Origin of the sequence: Mycobacterium alsense (assembly GCF_002086635.1) — a bacterium.
Taxonomy (GTDB): domain Bacteria; phylum Actinomycetota; class Actinomycetes; order Mycobacteriales; family Mycobacteriaceae; genus Mycobacterium; species Mycobacterium alsense.
Window position 1 is genome coordinate 22,537 of record NZ_MVHD01000047.1, and the last position, 24,401, is coordinate 46,937.

Annotated in this window: 24 protein-coding genes; 7 read left to right on the forward strand and 17 right to left on the reverse strand. The window is 70.6% G+C overall.

Annotated elements, in window-relative coordinates; genetic code table 11:
- Positions 1-14: 14 nt before the first annotated feature.
- Positions 15-3,182, forward strand: coding sequence for an AAA family ATPase (locus tag BST11_RS21130; RefSeq protein ID WP_083139965.1), 3,168 nt, complete (start codon positions 15-17; stop codon positions 3,180-3,182).
- On the opposite strand, the gene BST11_RS21135 is transcribed toward BST11_RS21130, so the two are convergent.
- Genes BST11_RS21135 through carD form a run of 6 tightly spaced genes read right to left on the reverse strand, consistent with a single transcriptional unit; the run spans position 3,183 to position 8,167 of the window.
- The gene (locus tag BST11_RS21135) at positions 3,183-4,121 is read right to left on the reverse strand and encodes a glycerophosphodiester phosphodiesterase (protein ID WP_083139966.1); all 939 of its coding nucleotides are present in this window, start codon (positions 4,119-4,121) and stop codon (positions 3,183-3,185) included.
- Positions 4,122-4,126: 5 nt separating this feature from the next.
- Complete coding sequence (rlmB, locus tag BST11_RS21140; RefSeq protein WP_083139967.1) at positions 4,127-5,056, reverse strand: 23S rRNA (guanosine(2251)-2'-O)-methyltransferase RlmB; 930 nt, start codon at positions 5,054-5,056, stop codon at positions 4,127-4,129.
- Complete coding sequence (gene cysS, locus BST11_RS21145) at positions 5,057-6,463, reverse strand: cysteine--tRNA ligase (protein ID WP_083139968.1); 1,407 nt, start codon at positions 6,461-6,463, stop codon at positions 5,057-5,059.
- 37 nt (positions 6,464-6,500) lie between these two features.
- Positions 6,501-6,980 carry a 2-C-methyl-D-erythritol 2,4-cyclodiphosphate synthase gene (ispF, locus tag BST11_RS21150; RefSeq protein WP_142276479.1) on the reverse strand — a complete coding sequence of 160 codons (480 nt, stop codon included), beginning with the start codon at positions 6,978-6,980 and terminating at the stop codon, positions 6,501-6,503.
- 5 nt (positions 6,981-6,985) lie between these two features.
- A complete protein-coding gene (ispD, locus tag BST11_RS21155; RefSeq protein WP_083139970.1) occupies positions 6,986-7,660 on the reverse strand; it encodes a 2-C-methyl-D-erythritol 4-phosphate cytidylyltransferase in 675 nt (224 codons plus the stop codon).
- An 18-nt stretch (positions 7,661-7,678) separates the two neighbouring features.
- Positions 7,679-8,167 (reverse strand): RNA polymerase-binding transcription factor CarD, encoded by a 489-nt coding sequence (carD, locus tag BST11_RS21160; RefSeq protein ID WP_007166539.1) that lies wholly within the window; start codon positions 8,165-8,167, stop codon positions 7,679-7,681.
- A gap of 292 nt (positions 8,168-8,459) precedes the next feature.
- On the opposite strand from carD, the gene BST11_RS21165 reads away from it, so the two are divergent.
- The 3 genes from BST11_RS21165 to disA are packed head-to-tail and all read left to right on the forward strand — an operon-like array spanning position 8,460 to position 11,534.
- Positions 8,460-8,981: a copper chaperone PCu(A)C domain-containing protein gene (locus tag BST11_RS21165; protein ID WP_083139971.1), complete on the forward strand. Its 522-nt coding sequence runs from the start codon at positions 8,460-8,462 to the stop codon at positions 8,979-8,981.
- Positions 8,982-9,030: 49 nt separating this feature from the next.
- A complete protein-coding gene (gene radA / locus BST11_RS21170; protein ID WP_083139972.1) occupies positions 9,031-10,464 on the forward strand; it encodes a DNA repair protein RadA in 1,434 nt (477 codons plus the stop codon).
- Positions 10,461-11,534 carry a DNA integrity scanning diadenylate cyclase DisA gene (gene disA, locus BST11_RS21175; RefSeq protein WP_083139973.1) on the forward strand — a complete coding sequence of 358 codons (1,074 nt, stop codon included), beginning with the start codon at positions 10,461-10,463 and terminating at the stop codon, positions 11,532-11,534. Before radA ends, disA begins: the two co-directional genes overlap by 4 nt.
- Positions 11,535-11,540: 6 nt before the next feature.
- Here the strand turns inward: disA and BST11_RS21180 are convergent, their stop codons facing one another.
- The gene (locus BST11_RS21180; RefSeq protein WP_142276477.1) at positions 11,541-12,359 is read right to left on the reverse strand and encodes a hypothetical protein; all 819 of its coding nucleotides are present in this window, start codon (positions 12,357-12,359) and stop codon (positions 11,541-11,543) included.
- Positions 12,360-12,472: 113 nt separating this feature from the next.
- Positions 12,473-13,090: a carbonic anhydrase gene (locus BST11_RS21185; RefSeq protein WP_067325090.1), complete on the reverse strand. Its 618-nt coding sequence runs from the start codon at positions 13,088-13,090 to the stop codon at positions 12,473-12,475.
- Between BST11_RS21185 and BST11_RS21190 the strand changes: the two genes are divergently transcribed.
- Positions 13,089-14,000: an HhH-GPD family protein gene (locus BST11_RS21190; protein WP_083139975.1), complete on the forward strand. Its 912-nt coding sequence runs from the start codon at positions 13,089-13,091 to the stop codon at positions 13,998-14,000. The genes BST11_RS21185 and BST11_RS21190 overlap by 2 nt on opposite strands.
- An 11-nt stretch (positions 14,001-14,011) precedes the next feature.
- On the opposite strand, the gene BST11_RS21195 is transcribed toward BST11_RS21190, so the two are convergent.
- The 8 genes from BST11_RS21195 to BST11_RS21230 all read right to left on the reverse strand — a co-directional run bounded on the left by BST11_RS21195 (position 14,012) and on the right by BST11_RS21230 (position 22,251).
- Positions 14,012-15,490: a hydrogenase large subunit gene (locus tag BST11_RS21195; protein ID WP_083139976.1), complete on the reverse strand. Its 1,479-nt coding sequence runs from the start codon at positions 15,488-15,490 to the stop codon at positions 14,012-14,014.
- Positions 15,487-16,953, reverse strand: a complete 1,467-nt coding sequence (locus tag BST11_RS21200) for a proton-conducting transporter transmembrane domain-containing protein (RefSeq protein WP_083139977.1) — start codon at positions 16,951-16,953, stop codon at positions 15,487-15,489. Before BST11_RS21200 ends, BST11_RS21195 begins: the two co-directional genes overlap by 4 nt.
- Positions 16,953-17,615, reverse strand: coding sequence for a hypothetical protein (locus tag BST11_RS21205; RefSeq protein WP_083139978.1), 663 nt, complete (start codon positions 17,613-17,615; stop codon positions 16,953-16,955). Before BST11_RS21205 ends, BST11_RS21200 begins: the two co-directional genes overlap by 1 nt.
- Complete coding sequence (locus tag BST11_RS21210) at positions 17,612-18,562, reverse strand: respiratory chain complex I subunit 1 family protein (protein ID WP_083139985.1); 951 nt, start codon at positions 18,560-18,562, stop codon at positions 17,612-17,614. Before BST11_RS21210 ends, BST11_RS21205 begins: the two co-directional genes overlap by 4 nt.
- Positions 18,563-18,567: 5 nt before the next feature.
- Positions 18,568-20,502 carry a proton-conducting transporter transmembrane domain-containing protein gene (locus BST11_RS21215; protein WP_083139986.1) on the reverse strand — a complete coding sequence of 645 codons (1,935 nt, stop codon included), beginning with the start codon at positions 20,500-20,502 and terminating at the stop codon, positions 18,568-18,570.
- 38 nt (positions 20,503-20,540) lie between these two features.
- On the reverse strand, positions 20,541-21,020 hold the full coding sequence (locus BST11_RS21220) for an NADH-quinone oxidoreductase subunit B family protein (protein WP_083139979.1): 480 nt from the start codon (positions 21,018-21,020) through the stop codon (positions 20,541-20,543).
- A 5-nt stretch (positions 21,021-21,025) separates the two neighbouring features.
- Complete coding sequence (locus BST11_RS21225; RefSeq protein WP_083139980.1) at positions 21,026-21,358, reverse strand: lsr2/espR transcriptional regulator; 333 nt, start codon at positions 21,356-21,358, stop codon at positions 21,026-21,028.
- Positions 21,359-21,483: 125 nt separating this feature from the next.
- A complete protein-coding gene (locus BST11_RS21230; RefSeq protein ID WP_083139981.1) occupies positions 21,484-22,251 on the reverse strand; it encodes an alpha/beta fold hydrolase in 768 nt (255 codons plus the stop codon).
- A 128-nt stretch (positions 22,252-22,379) separates the two neighbouring features.
- Between BST11_RS21230 and mhuD the strand changes: the two genes are divergently transcribed.
- Entirely contained in the window at positions 22,380-22,697 is a 318-nt protein-coding gene (gene mhuD, locus BST11_RS21235) for a mycobilin-forming heme oxygenase MhuD (RefSeq protein ID WP_083139982.1), read from the forward strand.
- A complete protein-coding gene (locus BST11_RS21240) occupies positions 22,672-24,045 on the forward strand; it encodes a serine hydrolase (RefSeq protein ID WP_244897737.1) in 1,374 nt (457 codons plus the stop codon). Before mhuD ends, BST11_RS21240 begins: the two co-directional genes overlap by 26 nt.
- A 280-nt stretch (positions 24,046-24,325) precedes the next feature.
- Here the strand turns inward: BST11_RS21240 and BST11_RS28675 are convergent.
- Positions 24,326-24,401 (reverse strand): hypothetical protein (locus BST11_RS28675; RefSeq protein WP_244897738.1); only part of this gene is annotated, 76 nt, incomplete at its 5' end.

The window sequence follows — 24,401 nt, forward strand, 5'->3', positions numbered from 1 at the left end:
TTATTGTTGGGCGCATGACGGCCGCGTTGGCCTGTGTGCGGTGCGCCGCGGAATTGCGGCCCACCGCGAAGTTCTGCGACGAGTGCGGCTCGCCGACCGCCGCGCCGGCAGCACCTGCCGAGTACAAGCAGGTCACCGTGCTGTTCGCCGACGTGGTGGGATCGATGGACATCGCCGCCGCGGTGGGTCCGGAACGGTTGCGCGAGATCATGACCGAACTCGTCAGGCGCGCGGCGGCGACCGTGCAGCGCTACGGCGGCACCGTGGACAAGTTCACCGGCGACGGGATCATGGCGGTGTTCGGAGCGCCGGTTGCCTTGGAGGACCACGGTGTCCGAGCGTGCATGGCGGCCCTCGGCATTCAAGAGGCGGTTGCCGGGCTCGCGGCGGAGGTGCGCCGCCGCGACCCCGTCGACCTGCAGCTGCGGATAGGCCTGAACTCCGGCCAGGTGATTGCGGGTGAGGTCGGTTCGGCCGCGATGGGCTACACGGCAGTCGGCGAGCAGGTGGGGATGGCCCAGCGGATGGAATCGGTCGCTCCGAGCGGCGGGGTGATGCTCAGCGAGCCCACCGCGCGGCTGGTCGAGGGTGCCGTGCTGCTCGCCGAACCAGAGCTGGTGCGTATCAAAGGGTTTGCCGACCCGGTGCCCGCGCGGCGGCTACTGGGCGTCACCGCCCAAAGAACCGGTGTCTCGGAGGCGGCGCTGGTGGGCCGCGACTGGGAATTGACCACGCTGGCCACGATGCTGGATCGCGCGGCGGCCGGCCGCGGGTGTGTGGTGAACGTGGTCGGTCCTGCGGGCATCGGCAAGACCCGGCTGGTGTCCGAAGCCACCCGGCTCGCGAAAAGCCGTGGCATCGAAGTCTTTTCCACCTTTTGCGAATCGCACGCCACCGACGTCCCGTTTCACGCGGTGGCGCGGCTGCTGCGTGCGACGGGGCGGCTCAGCGGTCTGGACGACCAGACCGCGCGAGCACAGGTGCGCGCGCAATTTCCGGATGCCGATCCGCTGGATTTGCGGCTGCTTGATGACTTGGTGGGCATCGCCGATCCCGGGCTCGAGCTGCCCAAGATCGACCCCGATGCGCGGCGACGCCGTTTGACGGCCTTGCTCAACTCCGCTCAGCTGGCCCGCGCCGAACCGGCCGTGTTCGTCGTGGAGGACGCGCACTGGATCGACGAGGTCAGCGAATCCATGATCGCCGACTTTCTCACGGTGATCCCCCAAACCCTTTCGCTGGTGCTGATCACCTATCGCCCCGAATACCGCGGGGCCCTGGCGCACGTCGCCGGGGCGCAGACCGTTGCCCTGCCACCGCTGAGCGATGCCGACACCGCCACGCTGGTCACCGAGCTGTTGGGCCGCGATCCATCCGTCGGCGAGATCGGCGAGACGATCGCCGGGCGCGCGGCCGGCAACCCGTTTTTCGCCGAGGAGATCACCCGCGACCTCGCCGAACGCGGCGTGCTGGTCGGCCAGCGCGGTAGCTATGCCCGCGGGGCCGACGTGGCCGAGATCAGCGTGCCGGCCACGCTGCAGGCGACCATCGCCGCCCGCATCGACCGACTCGGCCCCGCCGCCAAACGCACGCTTGCCGCCGCGGCGGTGATCGGGGCCAGGTTCAGCGCCGGGCTGCTGGCCAAACTCGAAGTCGATCCGGTGCACGACGAACTGATCGCCACGGACCTCATCGACCAAGTGCAGTTCACCCCGCAGGTCGAATACGCGTTTCGGCACCCGCTGATCCGCACGGTGGCCTACGAATCGCAACTGAGAGCCGATCGCGCACTGCTGCATCGCCGCCTGGCCACCGCGCTCGAAGCCCGTGAACCGGAATCGAGCGAGCAGAACGCCGCGCTGATCGCCGAACATCTCGAGGCCGCCGGCGATCTGCACGCGGCCTACGGGTGGCACATGCGCGCGGCATCGTGGGCGACCAACCGCGACATCAATGCCGCGCGACTCGGTTGGGAGCGCGCCACCAGAATCGCGGATGCCCTACCCGCTGATGATCCCGACCGGCCGGCCATGCGGATCGCCCCGCGCACCATGCTGTGTGGCACGGCCTGGCGACTTCACACCGATGTGGCCGATGAACGCCTCGACGAGCTGAGCGAGTTGTGCACCGCCGCCGGCGACAAGGCGTCGCTGGCCATAGCCATGGCGGGGCGCGTGATGGACAGCGCGTACCAGGGCCAGGTGAGCGAGGCCTCGCGGTTGGCGTCCGAGGCCTGGGCCCTGAACGAATCGCTTGGCGACCCGGCCGTGGTGGTGGGGCTGTCCTACGCGCCGATCTACGCCAAGATGGAAAGTGCCGAGCGGTATGAATTGCTCCGGTGGTCGCAGCGGGTCATCGACCTGGCCGACGGTGACCCGGCCAAGGGCAACTTCATCTTCGGGTGTCCGCTGGCGCTCGCGATGATCACGCGAGGCATTGGCCGATATTGCCTCGGCCGTCCCGGATGGCGGGACGACCTGCAGGACGGCATCGCCATGGCGCGCGCGTCGGATCCGCTCACCTACGCGGGCGCCGTCACCTACGCCTACGCCGTGGCGATACCGTGCGGCGTGCTGAAACCCGATGATTCCGCGATCCGCGAGATCGAGCATGCCCTGCACACCGCCGAACGATCCGGTGACGATTTCGCTTTGGCCCACGCCCACGTGACGCTTGGCGGTGCGCTCGTCTACCGCCCGGCACCGGCCGAACGTGACCGCGGAAGGAGCCTCCTGGCGGCCGTGCGGGAAGTCTTTTTGCGCCAGAGTCACCACCTGTCCGATTTGCCGCTCGTCGACGCGCTGTTGGCGCGCGAGAGGGCCCGCCACGGAGATCGCGATGGCGCGATCGCGCTCATGCGGGTAGCCCTCGACCATGTGCTCCGCAAGGGCCGGCTACTGACGTGGGGCGTCGTCGTCACGGACATCCTGGTCGAGACACTGCTGGACCGCGTTGCCAGCGGCGACGTGACCGAGGCCGAGGCCGCAATCGTGCGGTTGGCGACGGCACCGACCGAAGAGGAGTTCGTTCCGCGCGACGTCATCGTGCTTCGGCTACGTGCCCTGCTGGCACGGGCCCGCGGCGACGCTGCGGCTTACGCAGACTTCCGGGATCGCTACCGCGGCATGGCGAAAACGCTTGGCTTCGAGAGACATATCGAGCTGGCCGAGGCGATGCCTTGACTAGGCGCGGTGGTGGGCCGGCGGCAGCGGCATGCCGAGCTCGGCCAGCACGCCGCGCAGCCGGGCCGGGTAGTCGGTGATGATGCCGTCGACGCCGTAACCGATCTGCCGGCGCATGGCGTCGGCGTCGTTGACCGTCCACGGGATGACCTTGAGCCCCAACGCATGCGCGGTGTCGACGTAGGGCCTTCCGGTGACCAGTGGGTACCCGGGCGAGATCACGTTGGCGCCGACGAGCAGCGCCGCGATCACCGGGTCGCCGGAACCGGGCGGCCAGGTCGCGTCGTCGTAGAGGGCCGCCAGCGGGATCGACGGCTCGGCCGCTCGCACCAGGGGCAGGGTTCGCCAGTCGAAGCTCTGGATTCCCACGCGGTCGGTCTTGCCGGCCGCCCGGACCGCGGCCAGTATCACGTCGACGAATTCCCGCGGCTCCGCCGACGCGCCGGGGCGGCCCGCCTCCACCTTGGTTTCGATGTTGTAGCGGACGTCGGCGTGATAGGAATCGGCGAGCGCGAAGACCTGCGGCAGCGTCGCTATCCTGTTGCCCCGCACCACCTCCGCCTCGGGAAACTCGGCGAGCCGCCGCCCGCAATCCAGGGTCTCGATCTGCGCCACGGTGAGCTCGTGCACCGGCTTACCGACGTAGGGATAGGAGGGGTCGCCGGCGAAGGCCGGCCCGGTGTCGGCGCACTTGTCCCCGCTGATCGTCGCGTCGTGCCACACCAGGGGCTGGCCATCGCCGGTGATGACGACGTCGAGTTCGAGCGTGCTGACCCCGATTTCGAGCGACTTGGCGAAGCCACGCAGCGACTGCTCGGTGGTCTCGCCGCGCCCGCCGCGATGGGCCTGCAGGTCGAACTCGGGCGCTTGCGGCGACGCCGTCGGCAACGGCGCCACCAGCAGGAGACAGGCCAGCGCGGCGGCGATGCGCGCGAGCACGGAGGTCAGCCCCTGCGCTGGCGCGCGATCTCGGCGAGCACCACCCCGGCGGCGACCGAGGCGTTCAGCGATTCGGTGTTGCCCGCCATCGGGATCGAAACCACCTCGTCGCAGGTTTGCCGCACCAACCGGGACAGGCCCTTGCCCTCCGAGCCGACGACCACCACCAGCGGGTCGGTGCCATCCAGGTCGTCGAGGGCGGTGTCGCCCCCGGCGTCCAGCCCCACGACGCGCAGCCCGGCCCCGGCCCAATCCTTCAGCGCCCTGGTGAGATTGGTGGCCCGGGCGACCGGCACGCGTGCCGCCGCGCCGGCGCTGGTGCGCCAGGCCACCGCCGTCACCGACGCCGAACGGCGCTGCGGGATCAGCACGCCGTGGCCGCCGAATGCGGCGACCGATCGCACGATGGCGCCGAGGTTGCGGGGGTCGGAGATGTTGTCCAGCGCGACCAGCAGCGCCGGGGGCGAACCCGCGGCGGTCGCCAGCAGGTCGTCGGGGTGGGCATAGACGTACGGCGGCACCTGCAGCGCGATGCCCTGGTGCAGATGGTTGGCGGTCATCCGGTCCAGGTCGGCGCGCGGCACCTCCAGGATCGCGATGCCCGAATCGGCCGCGCGGGCGACGGATTCGGTGAACCGCTCGTCGGCCTCGGCGCCCAGGGCGACGTAGAGCGCGGTGGCCGGGACGCCGGCGCGCAGGCATTCCAGCACCGGGTTGCGGCCCAGCACCGTCTCGGCCTCGTCGGTGTGCCTGGCGGGCCGGCGCGACTGCGACCGGGCCCGCTTGGCGGCGGGGTGATTGGGCCGCATGTGGGCCGGCGGGGTGGGGCCGCGTCCCTCCAGCCCGCGGCGGCGCTGGCCGCCCGAGCCGACGACCGCGCCCTTCTTGGTGCCGGCTTTGCGTACCGCCCCGCGGCGCCGCGAGTTACCGGCCATCTACTTGCCGTCTCCGCCCAACGTCCACTGCGGCCCGTCGGCGGTGTCGGTGACCTCGATGCCCGCGTTCTTGAGCCGATCGCGAATCTCGTCGGCCAGGGCCCAATTGCGTTGCCGGCGCGCCTCTTCCCGCTTTTCGATCTCGGCCGCCACCAGCACGTCGACGGCGGCCAGGGCGGCCGACGTCTCGTCGCGGGATTCCCAGCGCTCGTCGAGGGGATCGCAGCCCAGGATGCCCATCATCGCGCGGATCGAGCGGGCGTGCTCCAGCGCGCCCTCGTGGTCGCCGGCGTCGAGCGCCCGGTTCCCCTCGGCGCGGGCGTGGTGCACCTCGGCCAGCGCGATCGGCACCGCCAGGTCGTCGTCGAGCGCCGCGGCGAACTTCGGCGTCCACTCGCCCGGTTCGACGGCGCCGACGCGGCTGCGGACGCGGTGCAGGAATTCCTCCACGCCCACATAGGCTTTCACCGCGTCCTGCAGCGCGGCCTCGGAGTATTCCAGCATCGACCGGTAGTGGGCGCTGCCCAGGTAGTAGCGCAGTTCGGCGGGACGCACCCGCTGCAGCATCGCCGGTATGGCCAGCACGTTGCCCAGCGATTTGCTCATCTTCTCGCCGCCCATGGTCACCCAGCCGTTGTGCAGCCAGTAGCGGGCGAACGCGTCGCCGGAGGCGCGGCTCTGGGCGATCTCGTTCTCGTGATGCGGGAAGACCAAATCCATGCCGCCGCAGTGGATGTCGAATTCGGGTCCCAGGTACTCGCGCGCCATCGCCACGCACTCCGAATGCCAGCCCGGGCGGCCCCGGCCCCACGGCGTCGGCCAGGAGGGCTCGCCGGGCTTGGCTCCCTTCCACAGCGTGAAGTCGCGCTGGTCGCGCTTGCCGGTGGCCACGCCCTCGCCCTGGTGGACGTCGTCGATCTTGTGCCCGGACAGCGCGCCGTACCCGGGGTAGCTGAGCACGTCGAAGTAGACGTCGCCGCAGCCGGTGTACGCGTGGCCGGTGTCGATCAGCCGCTGGATCAGCTCGACGATCTGGGTGATGTGTCCGGTGGCGCGCGGCTCCGCCGACGGCGGCATGACGTCCAGCGCGTCGTAGGCGGCGGTGAAGGCGCGCTCGTAGGTGGCCGCCCATTCCCACCACGGCCGCCCCGCCGCGGCGGCCTTGTTGAGAATCTTGTCGTCGATGTCGGTCACGTTGCGGATGAACGCGACGTCGTAGCCGCGGGCGATCAGCCAGCGGCGCAGGATGTCGAACGCGACCCCGCTGCGAACGTGGCCGATGTGGGGCTCGCCCTGAACGGTGGCGCCACACAGGTAAATGGAGACGTGGCCGTCCCGCAGCGGAACGAAGTCACGCACGGCACCGGTTGCCGTGTCGTGGAGCCGCAAGCGGGCGCGATCGGTCACGACGTGCCAGCTTACCTGGTAGTTCGCCGCGCCCGGCTCAGCCGGTGGGGACTATCATCGCGGTGGCGATCGCGGCCAAACCCTCGCCCCGCCCGGTCAGGCCCAGTCCGTCGGTCGTCGTCGCCGACACCGAGACCGGCGCGTCCAGCAGCCCCGACAGCAGCCGCTGCGCCTCGTCGCGGCGCGGCGCGATCTTCGGGCGGTTGCCGATCACCTGCACGGCGGCGTTGCCGACCCGGTAGCCCTGCCCGGACAGCAGGTCGACGACGTGACGCAGCATGTCCGCGCCGCGGACGCCCTCCCAGCGCGGGTCGTCGACCCCGAACACCGCGCCGATGTCGCCCAGCCCGGCCGCCGACAGCAGCGCGTCGCACAGCGCGTGCGCGCCCACGTCGCCGTCGGAGTGGCCGGCGCAGCCGTCGGCGCCGGTGAACAGCAGCCCCAGCAGCCAGCACGGCCGGCCGGCCTCGATGGGGTGCACGTCGGTGGCCACACCGACCCTCGGCAGGGGACCCAGCCCGGTCACCGGCGCACCACCGTCTCGGCCAACAGCAGGTCCAGGCCGGTGGTGATCTTGAACGCGAGCGGGTCGCCGTCGACCACCTGCACCTGAGCGCCCATGTGCTCCACGAGCGACGCGTCGTCGGTGAAGTCGGCGCTCCCCGCGCGCCGGTAAGCGCTCACCAACAGATCGGCGGCGAAGCCCTGGGGCGTCTGCACGGCGCGCAGGCCCGCCCGCTCGGGTGTGCCCAGCACCACCCCGTTGGCGTCCACGGCCTTGATGGTGTCAGACGGCGGCAGCGCGGGCACGACGGCGCGGTGTCCGGAGCGCAGCGCGCCGACCACTCGCGCGATCAGGCCCGGCGGCGCAAGCGCGCGGGCGGCGTCGTGCACCAGCACGAACTCCGCCGACTCGGGCACGAGGGAAAGGGCCAGCCGCACCGATTCCGTTCGGTCGGCCCCGCCGGCCACGACGCCCGTGCGGGCCACCCGCTCGCCCAGGATCTGGACGGCCTGGTCGACGCGGTCGGCCGGCACGGCGACCACGACGCGGTCGACCACCCCGGAGTCGAGCAGGCCGGCGACGGCGCGCTCGAGCAGGGTGCGGCCGTCCAGCTCACAGAATGCCTTGGGAATGCCCGCGGCCAGGCGCTCGCCCGACCCCGCCGCCGGTACGACGGCAATTACGGTGCCCATGACGAAGCGTCAGGGCCTTCAGGAAGCGGCGGCCAGAACCTCGTCGAGGATGGTCTCGGCCTTGGCGTCGTCGGTGCTCTCGGCCAGCGCCAGCTCACCGACCAGAATCTGGCGGGCCTTCGCCAGCATGCGCTTCTCGCCGGCGGACAGGCCCCGCTCCTGGTCGCGCCGCCACAGGTCGCGCACCACCTCGGCCACCTTGTTCACGTCGCCGGAGGCGAGCTTCTCCAGGTTGGCCTTGTAGCGACGGGACCAGTTCGTCGGCTCCTCGGTGTGGGGGGCGCGCAACACCTGGAAAACCTTGTCCAGGCCCTCCTGCCCGACGACATCGCGGACGCCGACGTACTCGGCGTTGTCGGCGGGCACTCGAACCGTCAGGTCGCCCTGCGCCACTTTCAAGACGAGATACTCTTTTTGCTCCCCTTTGATGGTCCGGGTTTCGATCGCCTCGACTAACGCAGCACCGTGGTGTGGATAGACAACGGTGTCGCCGACCTTGAAGATCATCTGATTCGAGCCCCTTTCGTTACTTCAGTCTAACACGGCGCCCCAAGGGTGGCGGAACAACGGTGCAGGTCAGGGGCACAACGCGGATAGATTAGGGGTTGACAGGCGGACCAAGACGTGCAAGGGGTCACACTACCAACGTGGTTGTCGGACCCCGGCAAGCACCCCATCCGGCCCTGCCGCGCTGGTCCGGTGCCCTGCGCTACCGCCGCAACCGCCCTACTACTACTGTGCATAGTTGAGTGTGCACAGTTGAGATGGGCAAGCACAGCTGCCGAGCAGGAGGCATTGAGTGAACCGCTTCGCCGTCGTCGGTCTGGTCGCCCTGGTCGCCACCTTGCTCAGCGGTTGCGGATCCGGCCAGATCTCCCAGATGTCCAGCCAGGAACCCGCCGTCAACGGCAACCGGGCCACGGTCAAGCACGTCGCGCTGCGCGACATCCGCATGCAGGCCGTGCAGACCGGTGACTTCCTGCAGCCGGGGCGAACGGTGAACCTGGTGGCGGTCGCCGCCAACCAGTCGCCGGACGTCACGGACCGGCTGGTGAGCATCACCAGTGACGTCGGCAAGGTGACCATCGACGGCGACGCCCGGCTGCCCGCCGGCGGGATGCTGTTCATCGGCAAGCCCGACGGCCAGAACGTGGCGCCGGGGCCGCCCGACACCAACAGCATCTTCGTCAAGGCGACCGTCGCCCTGGCCAAGCCCATCAGCAACGGCCTGAGCTACAACTTCACCTTCAACTTCGAGAAGGCCGGGCCGGCCAGCGTGCTGGTGCCGATTTCGGCCGGGTTGGGCCCGCAGCCCGCCTAGGCCGGCCTGTCACCCGCGACTTGTCGCACCCGCCCGATACGGTCATTGCGTGGCACAAGCGCGTTCGCAATACCGCTGTTCGGAATGCCAACACGTCACCGCCAAGTGGGTGGGGCGCTGCCTGGAGTGCGGCACCTGGGGCACCGTCGACGAGGTGCCGGTGCTCAGCGCGGTCGGCGGCGCGCGGCGCCGCGCGGGGTTGGCCGCCGGCGCTTCGCGGGCCGTCCCGATCAGTTCCGTTGAGGCGCACAGCACCCGGCACGTCCCCACCGGGATCCCCGAGCTGGACCGGGTGCTGGGCGGCGGCGTGGTCCCCGGCTCGGTGACGCTGCTGGCGGGCGACCCGGGCGTGGGCAAGTCGACGCTGTTGCTCAAGGCCGCCCATCGCTGGGCCCAGGCGGGCCGGCGTGCGCTCTACATCTCCGGTGAGGAGTCCGCCGGCCAGATCCGGCTGCGCGCCGACCGGATCGGCTGCGGCGGTGACGAGGTCTACCTGGCGGCCGAGTCCGACCTGCACACGGTGCTGGACCACATCGCGACGGTCAAGCCGGCGCTGGTCATCGTCGACTCGGTGCAGACCATGTCCACCACCGAGGCCGACGGCGTCGCCGGCGGGGTCACCCAGGTGCGCGCGGTCACCGCGGCGCTGACGGCCTCCGCCAAGGCGAACGGCGTCGCGCTGATCCTCGTCGGCCACGTCACCAAGGACGGGGCGATCGCCGGGCCGCGCTCCCTGGAACACCTCGTCGACGTGGTGCTGCACTTCGAGGGCGACCGCAACGGCTCGCTGCGCATGGTCCGCGGGATCAAGAACCGCTTCGGCGCGGCCGACGAGGTGGGCTGTTTCACGCTGCACGACAACGGCATCGAGGACGTGTCCGACCCGTCGCACCTCTTCCTGGATCAGCGGCCGGCGCCCGTGCCCGGCACCGCGATCACGGTGACGCTGGACGGCAAGCGGCCGCTGATCGGCGAGGTCCAGGCGCTGCTGGCCACGCCGCCCGGCGGCTCGCCGCGCCGCGCCGTCAGCGGCATCGACCACGCCCGGGCCGCGATGATCGCCGCGGTGCTGGACAAGCACGCCCGCCTGAACGTCGCGGTCAACGACGTCTACCTGTCGACCGTGGGCGGCATGCGGCTGACCGACCCGTCCGCGGACCTCGCCGTCGCGATCGCGCTGGCGTCGGCGTACGCGAACCTGCCGCTGCCGACCACGGCGGTGATGATCGGCGAGGTGGGGCTGGCGGGCGACCTGCGCCGGGTCGGCGGCATGGAGCGGCGGCTGGCCGAGGCCGCGCGGCAGGGCTTCAACCTCGCGCTCATCCCGGACGGCGACGACCCCCGCCGCGAGATAGTGCCCAGCGGCATGCGGGCGCTGCGGGCACCGACCATCGTCGCGGCGCTGCAGCACATGAAAGCCATCGCCGCGCCCGGCAACGGCTGGACGCATGGCGCGGTGGGGCCGCAGAATGACTGGCTGTGACCCGTCCGACACTGCGTGAGACCGTCGCCCGGCTGGCGCCGGGCACCGGGCTGCGGGACGGCCTGGAACGCATCCTGCGCGGGCGCACCGGCGCGCTGATCGTGCTCGGCAACGACGAGAACGTCGAGGCCATCTGCGACGGCGGCTTCGCCCTCGACGTCCGCTACGCGCCGACGCGGCTGCGCGAGCTGGCCAAGATGGACGGCGCGGTGGTGCTGTCCACCGATGGCAGCCGCATCGTGCGCGCCAACGTGCAGCTGGTGCCGGACCCGTCGATACCCACCGACGAATCGGGCACCCGCCACCGCTCGGCGGAACGGGCCGCGATCCAGACCGGCTACCCGGTGATCTCGGTGAGCCACTCGATGAACATCGTCACCGTCTACGTCGGCGGGGAGCGTCACGTCGTGGCCGATTCCGCGACCATCCTGTCGCGGGCCAACCAGGCCATCGCCACGCTGGAACGCTACAAAGCCAGGCTCGACGAGGTCAGCCGGCAGCTCTCGCGCGCGGAGATCGAGGACTTCGTCACGCTGCGCGACGTGATGACGGTGGTGCAGCGGCTCGAGCTGGTCCGCCGCATCGGCCAGGCGATCGACAACGACTGCGTCGAACTCGGCACCGACGGGCGCCAGCTGCGGCTGCAGCTCGAAGAGTTGTTGGGCGGCAACGACATCGCCCGGGAACTGATCGTGCGCGACTACCACGCCAGCCCCGAGCCCCTGTCGTCCGAGCAGATGAGCGCCACCCTTGACGAGCTGGACGCGCTGTCGGACACCGAGCTTCTCGACTTCACTTCGCTGGCAAAGGTTTTCGGATACCCGTCCACCGCGGAGGCGCAGGATTCGGCGCTGAGCCCCCGCGGCTACCGCGCGATGGCCGGCATCCCGCGGCTGCAGTTCGCGCACGTGGATCTGTTGGTCCGGGCGTTCGGCACGCTGCAGGGCCTGCTGGCGGCCAGCGCCAACGATCTGGAGTCGGTCGACGGCATCGGCGCGATGTGGGCCCGCCACGTGCGGGAGGGGTTGTCGCAGCTGGCGGAATCGACGATCGCCGACCCGCTCAGCTGAACCGGGTCACCCCGCGGGGGAGGGCCCCGCGCCGACCCCCGGTGGTGCCTCCGGCGGCGGCGCGAGCGCCGGCTGGCCCGGCTGGCCCGGCACCGGTCCCGGCGGCGGTGGCGGCTGGTTCAGGATGAACGGGACCGGCATCGAGCGCAGGTTGCCCAGCTGCACGACCAGGTTGTAGGTGCCCGGCCCGATCGCCGGCCGCGGCAGCGGGCAGTGCGGCGCCGAGCCCATGCCCGTCCAGGTCACCGCCGTCGTCACCTGCTCGCCCGGGGTGAAGGTCTTGATCAGGGTTTCGTTGGACGGCGCGCAGTCCAGGTTGGACCACAGCCGCTTGTTGTCAAGCGAGTACACGTAGGCGGCCAGCACCGCGGCCCCGACGTCGCGCTTGCAGGACACCAGCCCGATGTTGGTGACCACCATGGTGAACTTCGGCTGGTCGCCGACGAAGTACTGCGGCGCGTTGGTCAGGCCCTTGACGGCCAGCGTCGAGTCGGGGCAGTCGTCACCCTCCTTGAGCACCGGCGGCGGCTGCACCGCGGCGGTCGGCGTGGGCGACTCGGGGTTTTGGCCCTGCGGCGGCGTGACCGGGGTGACCCGCTCGTTCCCCGCGGGGGGAGGCGCCTGGCTCGGGGGCGCGGCCGGCTTGCTCTGGGCGGAGTTGGGCTTGTCGGCGCTGGCCGGTTTGGCGCCCGCGCTGTGGCCCATGAAGGCGATGATCGTGGCGACCGCGACACCGATCACGACGACCGCGATGCCCAGGGCCAGGCCCCTGCGCCGCCAATAGATCTCGGTAGGTAGCGGGCCACGCGGTTCCAGATCCAGCACGATCACACCGTAAGCCCAGGTCACGCGGATTTGTTCGACCCGCCTCGGCGTGTCGTGAGGTTAGCTGGCCTGGAAAAGGGGCGAGCCGTGTTAGTGGCGGCCCGCGGGGCCGCCTATTCGCCGATGTCGCCGACGCTGTCGACCAGCGCCGCCTTCCCGTCGGCGAGGTGATAGGTGACGCCGGCAATGCCCAGGGTGCCCGCCGCCACCCGTTCGGAGATGGCCGACGAACGCGCCATGAGCTGGGCGGCCGTCTCTCGTACGTGTCGCGCCTCGAACTCGTCTACGCGGCTGAGGCCCTCGCGGCGGCCCATCAGGATCGACGGCGCGACCCGCTCCACCACGTCGCGCACGAACCCGCCCGGAATGGCGCCGTCGTCGAGCGCGCTCAGGGCGGCCTGGACCGCCCCGCAGCTGTCGTGGCCGAGGATGACGACCAGCGGCACATCGAGGATGCTCACCGCGTACTCGATGGACCCCAGCACCGCCGAACCGATGGCCTGCCCGGCGGTGCGCACGACGAACGTATCGCCCAGCCCCAGATCGAAGATGAGCTCGGCGGCCACCCGGCTGTCCGAGCAGCCGAAGATCACCGCGATCGGCTGCTGGCCGGCGGCCAGGCTGGCCCGATGCTCGACGCTCTGGCTGGGATGGATGGGCTTGCCCGCGACGAATCGCTCGTTACCCTCTTTGAGTGTTTTCCACGCTGTTGCCGGACTGGTAGTGGGCATGGCACACATCATGCCGGAGCCGCGGGCGCCTCGCCCGGAACGCATATCAGCCACCAATCTTCTCGACTGGTACGGCCGGTCGCGCCGCGACCTGCCCTGGCGCGAGCCGGGCGTCGGCGCGTGGCAGATCCTGGTCAGTGAGTTCATGCTGCAGCAGACCCCGGTTTCGCGAGTGCTGCCGGTCTGGTCGGAGTGGGTGCGGCGCTGGCCCACCGCCTCGGCCACCGCGGCCGCCAGCGCGGCCGACGTGCTGCGGGCATGGGGCAAGCTGGGCTATCCCCGGCGGGCCAAGCGCCTGCACGAGTGCGCCACGGTCGTCGCCCGCGACCACGGCGACGCGGTCCCCGACGACGTCGAGACCTTGCTGAGCCTGCCCGGCGTCGGCAGCTACACGGCGCGGGCCATCGCCTGCTTCGCCTATCGCCGGCCGGTGCCGGTGGTGGACACCAACGTGCGCCGGGTGGTGGCCCGCGTCGTGCACGGCCGGGCCGACGCGGGGCCGCCGTCCACCGCGCGCGACCACGCCGACGTCTCCGCGTTGCTGCCGAGAGACGCACGTGCACCGGTGTTTTCGGTGGCACTGATGGAACTGGGCGCGACCGTGTGCACCGCGCGCTCCCCGCGGTGTGGATTGTGCCCGCTGAGCGAGTGCGCGTGGCGGCGGGCCGGCTATCCCCCCGGGTCCGGGCCGGCCCGCAAGGCACAGACCTACGCCGGAACCGACCGCCAGGTCCGCGGGCGCCTGCTGGACGTGTTGCGCGCCAACGATTCCGCGGTGACCCGCGCCGAGCTGGACGTGGCGTGGTTGACCGACACCGCCCAGCGTGACCGCGCGCTGGAATCGCTGCTCGCCGACGGTCTGGTGACCAGGACCGCCGACGGCCGGTTCGCCTTACCGGGCGAAGGGTAACCGGAGCCGTTTCAGAGGTCGTTGCCGGCGTACGACTGGTTGAAGCTCTTGTTGGCCAGGGGGAAGTCGGGGACGATGGTGTCCGCCATCGCGACGGGCAGCGCGGGCCAGTTGAACCAGGACGGATCGACGATCTTGGACCGGGTGATGCGGTCGCGGGCGTCGATTTCGACGCGGTGGACGACGGTGCCGCGCCAGCCCTCGACGATGCCGATGCCGCTGCGGGGGTGCCGCGGCGATGTCGAGGTGACGGCGTGTTCGGTTGGGCCGGTGTGTGATTCGATCAGGTGACATGCCAATTCGGTCGATGCGGCGAATTCGTCGCGTCGCACCGTGTAGCGGGCCAGGACGTCACCGGCGTCGGCGCCGATCTCGGTGACGGGTAGTGCGGTGGCGGCGTGTTCGACCCGCGCGTCGGTGCGCATACCGCTGGCGCGCGCGACGTAACCCAGGCATCCGAGGGCGTGAGCGTCCTCGGGGTGCAGGACGGCGGTCCCGGCGAACCTGTCATACACCACGGTGTTGCGCAGGGTCAGGTCGGCGATCTCGGCGACGTCGGCCGCGACGGATCGCAGCACCGCGACATCCGGCAGCTCTTGCAGCGCAATCGCGCCCGGGCGGATGGCGCCCCGCAGCAACCGATGCCCGGTGACGGCCGCGTTGAGGCGCAGCAGTTGCTCGCGCACGCGTTGCGTGTGCGCGTGGGCGAGCGCGAACCCGACGTCGTTGGCCAGCGCGCCCAGATCGGCGACGTGGTTGTAGAGCCGTTCGAGTTCGACGAGCATCGCCCGCAGCCGGTGTGCCTCGTCGGGAAGTTCCACACCGAGAGCGTCCTCTACGGCGAGGCAGTGGGCGAGCGCGTGCGCAACGGAGGTGTCGCCGCTGACGCGCTCGGCCAGGTCGACCGCGCCGCCGGCCGTCCGGCCCTCGAAGAGCTTCTCCAGGCCCCGGTGGACGAACCACAGTCGGGCCTTGAGCCGCAGCACGGTTTCACCGGCGACGGAGAAGCGGAAGTGGCCGGGTTCGATCAACCCGGCGTGCACGGGACCGACCGGTATCTCGTACACCCCGGGTCCCTCGACGGTGACGAACGGAAAACGGCCGGTGCCACCGAATTCGGGCGCGGGCGACGCGTCGCGGCGCATGGGGTGCCAATCCTCGGGCCAGTGGGCATGCCGCACCAGTCGGCGCGCCTTGGGATGCCCGACGAGCCGCATTCCGTACAGGTCCGCCATTTCACGCTCGAACCGCCCGGCCGCGAACGACAGGTATGCCAGCGATCGAACCTCCGGATCGTTTCTTGGCACCAGGCATTCGAGTTCGACACGGCGATCAGGCCGGCCGGCAAGGAACAGGTAGACAACGCGAAATGCGGCGTCGTCGTCGTGGGCGGCCACCAGGCCCAAACGAAACCCCTTGCTCAGCAGGTCTTCCGCCGCTTCGGCCACCCCGTCCTGAGACAGCCTGTGGCGCTGCCAGTCACGCCTCACCGCGCCACCCCGACGTCGCCGGCCGCGGTGGTGAACAAGTCGGTAAGCGGTCCGGCGGTGACACCGAGGGCGATCGACGCGGCGATGCCGACGAGCAGGGCCGCGGCCACGGATCGCGGGACGGCGATCCCCGGTGCGCCGGCCGCGCCGCCCAACAGGATGCGGCCCGAGTTGCGCGCCAGAGCGGCGAAGGCAATCGCGATCAACAGCATGCCCGCGGCGAGCGCCCAGGTGAGCCCGGCGTCGGCCAGCGAACGCACGATGGCCAATTCGCTGGCGAACATCGCGAACGGCGGCAACCCGAGCAGCACGATCACACCGACGGCAAGCGACGCACCGATGAGGCGGGAGCGCCGCAGCACGGCGCCGATGTCGGCGATCGCGGTGGAGTTGTGCGCGGCCTGCAGCTGGCCGCTCGCCAGGAAGAGGATCGTCTTGCCGATCCCGTGAGCGAGGACGTGCAGCAGCAGCGCGGCGATGGCCAGCGTGGTTCCGGCGGCCGCGGCGATCGCAATCAGGCCCATGTTCTCCATGGAGGAGTAGGCGAGCATGCGTTTGATGTCCGGGGTCACCGTCAGCATCAAGGCCGCGAGCGTCAGCGTCGCCAGGCCCAGCACCAGCAGCCCCGCCCGCATGAAAGTCGGCCCGGCGGCGGCGTCGACGATCGGTTTGATGCGAACCAGTACCGAAAACGCCACCGACAGCAGCACCCCGCTCATCAGCGCCGAGACGGGGGCCGGGGCCTGGCTGTGCGCGTCGGCCAACCAGGTGTGGAAGGGAAACAGTCCGACCTTTGCACCGTAGCCGATGAGCAGCAAACCGCCCGCGAGCCGGGCGATGTCGGGATTCAGCGCGCCGGCGTGCGCCGCCAGCACGTCGAGGTTCAGCGCGGCGGCGGCGGGCGCACCGGCATGCTCGGCCGCGTAGTAAAGCAGCACGGTCCCGAGAAAGGCGATGGCGATGCCGACCGAGCAGATCACGACGTACTTCCAGGTCGCCTCGAGAGCGCCGCGGGTACGGCGGTGTCCGACCAGAAAGGCGGTGATCACCGTGGTGGCTTCGACGGCGATCCAGATGACACCGATGTTGTTGGCGCACACCGCGACGACCATCGCCGCCAGGAAGGCCGCGGTGAGCGCGCCGTACCCGCGGGCGCCGCGCGCGTCGGTGTGACCTTGTGCCAGCTCGGTGTCGATATAGCCGATGCTGGCCCAGGTGGCCAGTGCGGCAACGAATCCGATGACGATCAGCATGGTGACCGTGAGCGCGTCGACCCGCAGCAGTCCGCCTAGGGCGAACCGGGTCCCCGGCCCGACACGGAGCCCGAGCGCCGCGCCGCACCCGAGCACCGTTACCGCCGACGAGGAGATCAGTGTTGCCGTCGCCCTGCGCCATCCGGCCACCAACGTGGCGACGGAGGCACAAATCGGCGCGAGGATCGCGGCAAGCAGTAAACCTGTCATCAGTCGTGCAACTCCCGCAACGCGTCCAGGTCGGCGCCGCCGAAGGTGCGCGACAGCCGGCCCGTCAGCACGCCGATCACGATGACCGCGAACAGCACGTCCAGCGACGCGCCGAGCTCGACGATCAGCGGCACCCCTGCGGTGAGCAGGAACGCGGCGGCGGCGATCCCGTTGTCCAGCATGAGGAATCCCGCCGCCTGCGATACGGCATGGCGCCGCGTGACCATCACCAGCAACGCGATGAGGACGACGGCGGTAGCGGCCGGGACGGCGGCGGTGGTGGCCGCCGGCTGCAAATTCACCAGCGATCGAGTGGCGGCGAAGGCGGCCAGCGTAAGCGCGGCGGTGACGAGCAGCGAAGCGGCGGTGTTGATCAGCGGGGTGGCTTCGCGGTGCGACCGCGGCTTGGCGTCGACCGCGCGGGCCAGCAGCCGCGGCAGCACCGCGGCCCGCAACACCAGCACGGCGATGCCCACGCCGATGAGCGCACCGTCGCCGTCGTACACCCCGCGCAGCATGGGGATGGCCGCCAGGGCGGCGCCCTGCCACGCCAGCAGCCGGACGATGGCGTTCAGATCGCGGCGCCACACGATCAGCACCGCGGCCAGAAGCAGTCCGCCGGCGGCGAGATCGACGACAACCGAAAAAGTGTTGGATGTCATGCCGGCACCGCGAAGAAGTTGGCGGCGACGACCGCGAGCAACGCCAACAAGAACGATCCGGCCAGTAGCTCGGGGACCCGGAACAACCGCAGCTTGGCGAGGAACACCTCGACGGTCGCCAACAGGACCGCCAGCAACGCGACCTTGGCCGCCACCGCCGCGACGCCGACGGCGATTTCGACCGTGCCGGGCTGGCCGCCGGCAATCCCCCACGGCGCGAACAGGTTTGCCAGCAGAGCCAACAGCACGGTAAGCCGCATGCCGGCCGCCCACTCGACGAGCGCCAGCCGCGGACCGGCGTATTCGAGGACCATCGCCTCGTGGACCATCGTCAGCTCGAGATGCGTGGCCGGGTTGTCCACCGGCAACCGGCCGGTCTCGGCGACGATGACGATCGTCAGCGCGGCGAACGCCAGCACCGCGGCCAGTGACACCACCTGCCCGGGATGAGCGATGGTATGTGCCACCAGGGCACCGAGATTGGCCGACCCCGCCGGCATGGACAGTGCGAAGACCGCCAGCAGGATGGTGGGTTCGACCAGCGCGGCGATGGTGATCTCGCGGCTCGCGCCCATGCCGCCGAACGACGTGCCGGTGTCTATGCCGGCCAGGGTCAACGCGACCGTGCCCACGAAGAGCAGGCCGACCACGGCGACCAGGTCGACGCCGGCATCCAGCGGAGATCCGGTCGCCACCAGCGGTGCGACCGCGGCGATCAGCAACGTGGATCCGGCGACGACGGCGGGTGCGGCCGCGAACACCACCGTGGTTCCGATCGGTCTGATCTGTTGTTTGCCAAGCTGTTTGACGAGGTCACGCCACGGCTGCAGCAGCCCGCCACCGACACGACCCTCCCAGCGTGCGCGCACCTGGCGGGTGAGGCCGACCACCAACGGTGCCCCGGCCATCACGCTCCCGATCTGGACCGCTCCCGCGACGTAGGACAAGGCGTTCATCGGGCGACCACCAACACGATCAGGACGCCCAGCGCACCATAGGCCAGATACAGGTGCACGCTGCCCGGGTGGGCGCGCCGCACCAACCCGGCTGCGGCCGTGACCGCCCGGATCACCGGCGCGTAGCAGCGTTCCTCGATCGCGTCGGCGATTCTGGTGCGGTAGGTGATCTTGTCGGCCAGATACCGCGACTCGGCGCTGTGCGTGACTTCGATGTCGGTATCGGGGCGCAGCACGTCATCGAACACCCGTTGCAGCGGCTCGGCGAACGACGTGGCGGTGTATTGCATCCGTGCGGTGAGATCGTCGGCGCCACATGCCCAGAGCGGCAAGGCTGCGGTCGCGGGACGCCGCCGTTTGCGCCAGCGCGCGAGGACGGCCGCGGTCAGCGCGGCCACCGCAACGCCGGCGACGATCACACCCGGTGCGATCGAGCCCTGCAGGCCGGGCAGTCGCACCACCGTGCCGAGATCGGCGAATTGCACCGTGCGGGCTGCCGGTAACGCCTCGACCGCCCGGCGCAGCGCCGGTGCGACAACGGAGGGCGCCACCGCCAACAGCAGACAGGCAGCCGCCGGAATCGCCATCCCGGCCAGCATCGTCCGCGGTGCCTCGTGGGCCTCGGCGGCCCGGTCGGACCGCGGCCGCGCCAGGAATCCGATCCCGAAGGCCTTGACCATCGCCGCCACCCCCAGGCCCGTGGTGAGCGCGACCGCACCCACCGCCAGCGGTGTGGTCAAGGCCAACACGGTGGCGTGTCCGGAGGCGGTGTGGATCAGCGACTGAACCAGCAACCACTCGCTGACGAACCCGGCGCCCAGCGGCAGCCCGCACGCCCCGAGCGCGGCGATCCCGAACAGCGTGGTGGTCGTCGGCATGCGGCGGGCCAATCCGCCCAGCCGGTCGAGGTCACGCAACCCGGTCGCGGCCAACACCGACCCGGCCGCCAGGAAGCCGAGGCTCTTGAAGGCCGCGTGCGCGATCAAGTGCAGCATGGCGGCCACCGCGGCGATCGTCGCCGGCGCGTGCGCACCCGATGCCGCGAAGAGGGTCGCGGCTCCCAACGCCAGCGTGATCAACCCGAGGTTCTCGGTTGTCGAATAGGCAAGTAACCGTTTGAGATCCGTCGCCACCGAAGCCTGCACCACGCCGTAGAGCGCCGATGCCGCACCGAAGACCATCAGCGTGAGCCCCCACCAGCGCGGGCCCGGTCCGAGTATCTGCAGATCGATGCGGCAGATGCCGTAGCTGCCGAGGCTGACCATCGCCCCGCTCATCAGCGCGGACACCGGGCTGGGCGCCTCGGGGTGTGCGCGCGGCAGCCAGGCGTGCAGCGGCACCAGACCGGCCTTCGACCCGAACCCGGCCACCGTCAAGAGAAAGACCGCAGTGCAAGCGCCGCGCGGTATGTGGCGCAAATCCGCAAACCGGTCGGCACCGCCGGCCGCCGACAACACCATCAGCCCGATCAGGATCGCCACGAACCCCAGCTGGGTCATCACCGCATACACCAACGCGGCAGAGCGGACCTGCGGGCGGTCGTGCTCGGCCAGCACCAACACCAACGACGCGACGGCCATCAATTCCCAGGTCAGCAGGAACGTGGTCACCGAGGCCGCGGCGGGCACCAGCAGCATCGCCGCGACGAACAGGGGCAACACGGACACCGTGACCCGACCCAGGTGCCCGCGCCGGGCGTACCCGATCACGTAGAGCCCGACCGCGACCGCGACCACCCCCACGAGCGTCATGAAGAAGCCGCCGAGCGGATCGAGGCTCAGCTGCACGCCGGACAGCGGAAGCAGCCACCCGATGTGCGCCGCGCGAACCGGACCGAACATGCCCAGCGCGCCCACCCACACGCCGCCCGCGCCGAGCAGCGACGTCAGAACGCCCGCCGGCACGGATCCGAAGTCCTTGCGGCCCCGCATGTTCGGTGGCGTGTCCGCGCGGACCGCCAGCTCGGTGGTCACTTGCCGGTCACCGTTCGGAGCGCCTCGACGATCTGGCTCGGGGTAGGCGGGCACCCCGGTATTTCCACGTCGACGGGCACCACCTCACCCACTGCGCCGACCACGCCGTAGGCATCCCGGAACACGCCTCGGTTCAGGGCGCAGTCCCCGCAGGCGATCACCCGCCGCGGCAGCGGGGTGGCCTCGAGCGTCGCGCGCAACGGGCCCGCCATGTTGCGCGTCACGACGCCGGTCACCAGCAGCGCGTCCGCGTGGCGCGGGGAGGCCACCAGTCGGGCACCGAACCGCTCGGCGTCATACACCGGCCCGAACGCGCCCGCGATCTCCACCTCACACCCGTTGCAAGAACCCGCGTCGACGTGGCGGACCTGAAGCGAACCAGTCACGCCCGCGGGAGGTTCCGCCGTCTGACGCGGCGCGGGTTCCGCCCGTTCGGTGATGCGGCCGACGCCGCAAGCCTTACGAATCCAGCCCATGGGTGCTATTGCGCGCTCCCGCGCAGGCCCTCCAACACCGCCACGCGGTCGCTGAGCACCCCGCTGAGAACTTTGCGCGCGACCAACAGCAGTTCTGCGATATCCGGCGAGGCGATCGAGTAGATCATCGTGTTGCCGTCCCGGCGCGCGTCTACCACACCGGCTCGGCGCAGGACGCCCAGCTGCTGGGACAGGTTCGACGACTCCAGCCCGACCTCGGGCAACAGTTCGGCGACCGACTTGTCCCCGGCGACGAGAAGCTCCAGCACCCTGATCCGCGCCGGGTGTCCCAACGTCTTGAAGAACTCGGCTTTGACTTTGTACAGCGGCTCCGTCACGGCGGGTCTCCTGAAGATTCCACGTTTCCTATATTTGAACGATTGAAGAATTTATCAAATGATTTTCCGCCGCGCGCGGTGGGGGGTCGCGCCGACGGCGGTGGCGCTGCGCACCGCGCTCGGGCTCACCGGCGGGCGGTAGCCCCGAGGAAGGACTCCACGGCTTCGCGGTATGCCCGCGGCGCTTCCTCGTGCACCAGGTGACCGGCCCCCGGAACGTGCAAATAGGTTGTCGGCGAGTCGCTTTGGGCCATCTCGCGCATCTGGCCCGGTGGGGTGACGGAGTTGCCGGCCTCGATGAGCAGCGCTGGGACCCGCACCGCCGACCACTGAGCCCAGTAGTCCCGGGTGCCCCATTCCGCGGCGATCTCGATCCATCGCGAGGTGTGGCCGTGCAGACGCCAGCCGCGTTCGGTGCGGTCGAAGGCGTCCAGGAAATACTGCCCCGCCACGGGCCCGAATTCGTCGAATACCTGCTCGGCGGAATCGAATTCGACCGGCAGGGCGTGCAGCCACGGCTCCCACGGGCCGGTGGTGCGGCCGCGGAAGTCCGGCGCCATGTCCTCGACCACCAGCGCCGAAACCAGCTCCGGGCGCTCCGCGGCGAGGCACCACGAGTGCAGCGCGCCCATCGAATGCCCGACCATCCTGGCCGGCGCCCCCAGGGCACCGACGGCGTCGGCCAGGTCGGCGACGAACCGTTCGGTGCTGATCGGGTGCGGGTCGTCGACGTCACGACCCCGGTGCCACGGGGCGTCGTAGGTGTACACCGTGCCCAGCCGGGTCAGCCACGGCAACTGGCGCGACCACGTGCTGCCCCGCCCCATCAGGCCGTGCACCAGCACCAGGGGAGCGCCCCGCCCGCCGCGGCGGGTCAGCAGATCGCCGGACATATCACCATCCTGCGTGGCCGCCTTCTGGTCGGGCCGCCGAACGCGAGCCCAGGGCGCGTTTCGGCGGGATTGCGGCCCTGGCCGCACGCTCGGCGCGGCTGTCGATCCCCGCGCGGTAGCCTAGCCACATGCCCGTGGTCAAGATCAACGCAATCGAGGTACCCGCCGACGCCGGGCCAGAACTGGAGAAGCGGTTCGCCCATCGCGCCCACGCCGTGGAGAACCAGCCCGGATTCCTTGGCTTCCAGCTCCTGCGTCCCGTCAAGGGCGAGGACCGCTACTTCGTGGTCACGCACTGGGAGTCCGACGAGGCGTTCCAGGCGTGGGCGCAGGGCCCCGCCATCGAGGCCCATGCCGGACACCGAGCCAACCCGGTGGCGACTGGCGCATCGCTGCTGGAATTCGAGGTCGTGCTGGACGTTGCCGCGAACCAGCAGGCCGGCTAGCGCGCCGTCGGCGCGCCGCGGTGGCGCGGCGGTGGGCGGCGTCGGACTGGCCGCGGCACTGGTGGTGGCCCTGGCGCCGGGTTGCGCACCATCCCCCGCCCCGCACGCGAACGCGGCGGACCGGGGCCGGCAGATCGACACCCGCACGCCCCCCGGCATCCGGGCGCAGCAGACCCTGGACATGCTGAACTCGGAGTGGCCCATCGGCCCCGTGGGCGTCGCCACGCTGACCGCGCCCGACAAGGTCGAGTCCGTCGAAACCACCATGGAGGGGCTGTGGTGGGATCGGCCCTTCACCCTCGACGGCGTCGACCTCGGCGCCAGCGTGGCCACCCTGCACCTGGTCACGTCGTATGGCGCCCGCCAGGACATCCGGATACACACCGACGACGACGGCCGCGTCGACCGGTTCGACGTCGACACGCGGGCACCGAAAATCGGCTCCTGGCGCGACGTGGACGCGGCGCTGGGCAGGACCGGCGCCCGCTACTCCTACCAGGTCGCCAAGGTCGAGAACGGCCGCTGCGACCCGGTGGCGGGGACCAACGCGGACGAATCACTGCCGCTGGCATCGATTTTCAAGCTCTACGTGCTGCACGCGCTGGCCGGCGCCGTCAGAGACGGCACGGCGTCCTGGGACGACCAGCTCACCGTCACCGACAAGGCCCGCGCGGTCGGCTCGTCGGGCCTGGAACTGCCCGTGGGAGCCCATGTTTCGGTGCGCACGGCCGCCGAGAAGATGATCGCCACCAGCGACAACATGGCCACCGACCTGCTGATCGATAGGTTGGGCACGCGCGCGGTCGAGGAGGCGCTCGTTACGGCCGGCCACCACGACCCGGCCAGCATGACGCCGTTCCCCACGATGTACGAGCTGTTCTCCGTCGGCTGGGGCCAACCCGATCTGCGCAACCAATGGAAGCAAGGGTCCCGGGAGCAGCGCGCACGGCTGCTGGCGCAGGCGAATTCCACTCCCTACCAACCCGATCCAGCCCGGGCGCACACCCCGGCCTCGACCTACGGCGCCGAGTGGTACGGCAACGCCGGGGACATCTGCCGAGTCCATGCGGCGCTGCAGGCCGACGCCGTCGGGCCCGCCGCGCGCGTCAGGCAGATCCTGTCGGCGGTGTCCGGCATCGAGCTGGACCGCAACGTGTGGCCGTACGTCGGCGCGAAAGCCGGTGGGCTTCCCGGTGATCTGACCTTCAGTTGGTACGCCGTCGACAAGACCCACCAGCCCTGGGTGGTCAGCTTCCAGCTGAACTGGCCGCGCGATCACGGGCCCACCGTGACCGGCTGGATGTTGCAGGTCGCCAAGCAGGTCTTCGCGCTGATCGCGCCCCGCTAGCCGGGTGAGCGGTCGCGAGTCGCCGCTCACTGGTCCACGGTCTCCTTGCGTGGCTGCGCGAACCGCCGGGGGAGGAGATCAGGCCAGCGCCAGGATCAGATTGATTGTGGGCACAGGTGACTTACGAATTCGATAGCGTATGCGGTATCAATTTTGCGGCAAGACGCATGGTCTGGTGACGCGGGATCGCGATGCATTGTAGACGCTACTTGGCTCGCCAAGATCCGACGGCAACGGGCGGCGAAACGAAAGTGTCTCTGCCCCAACCGGTTTCCGGTATCTAGTTGGTGCTGGGTGGTGGTTGGGGTTGGAAGGGTGTGTACCACCACCAGTCGGCGCGTTCGCCGAGAGGTCCG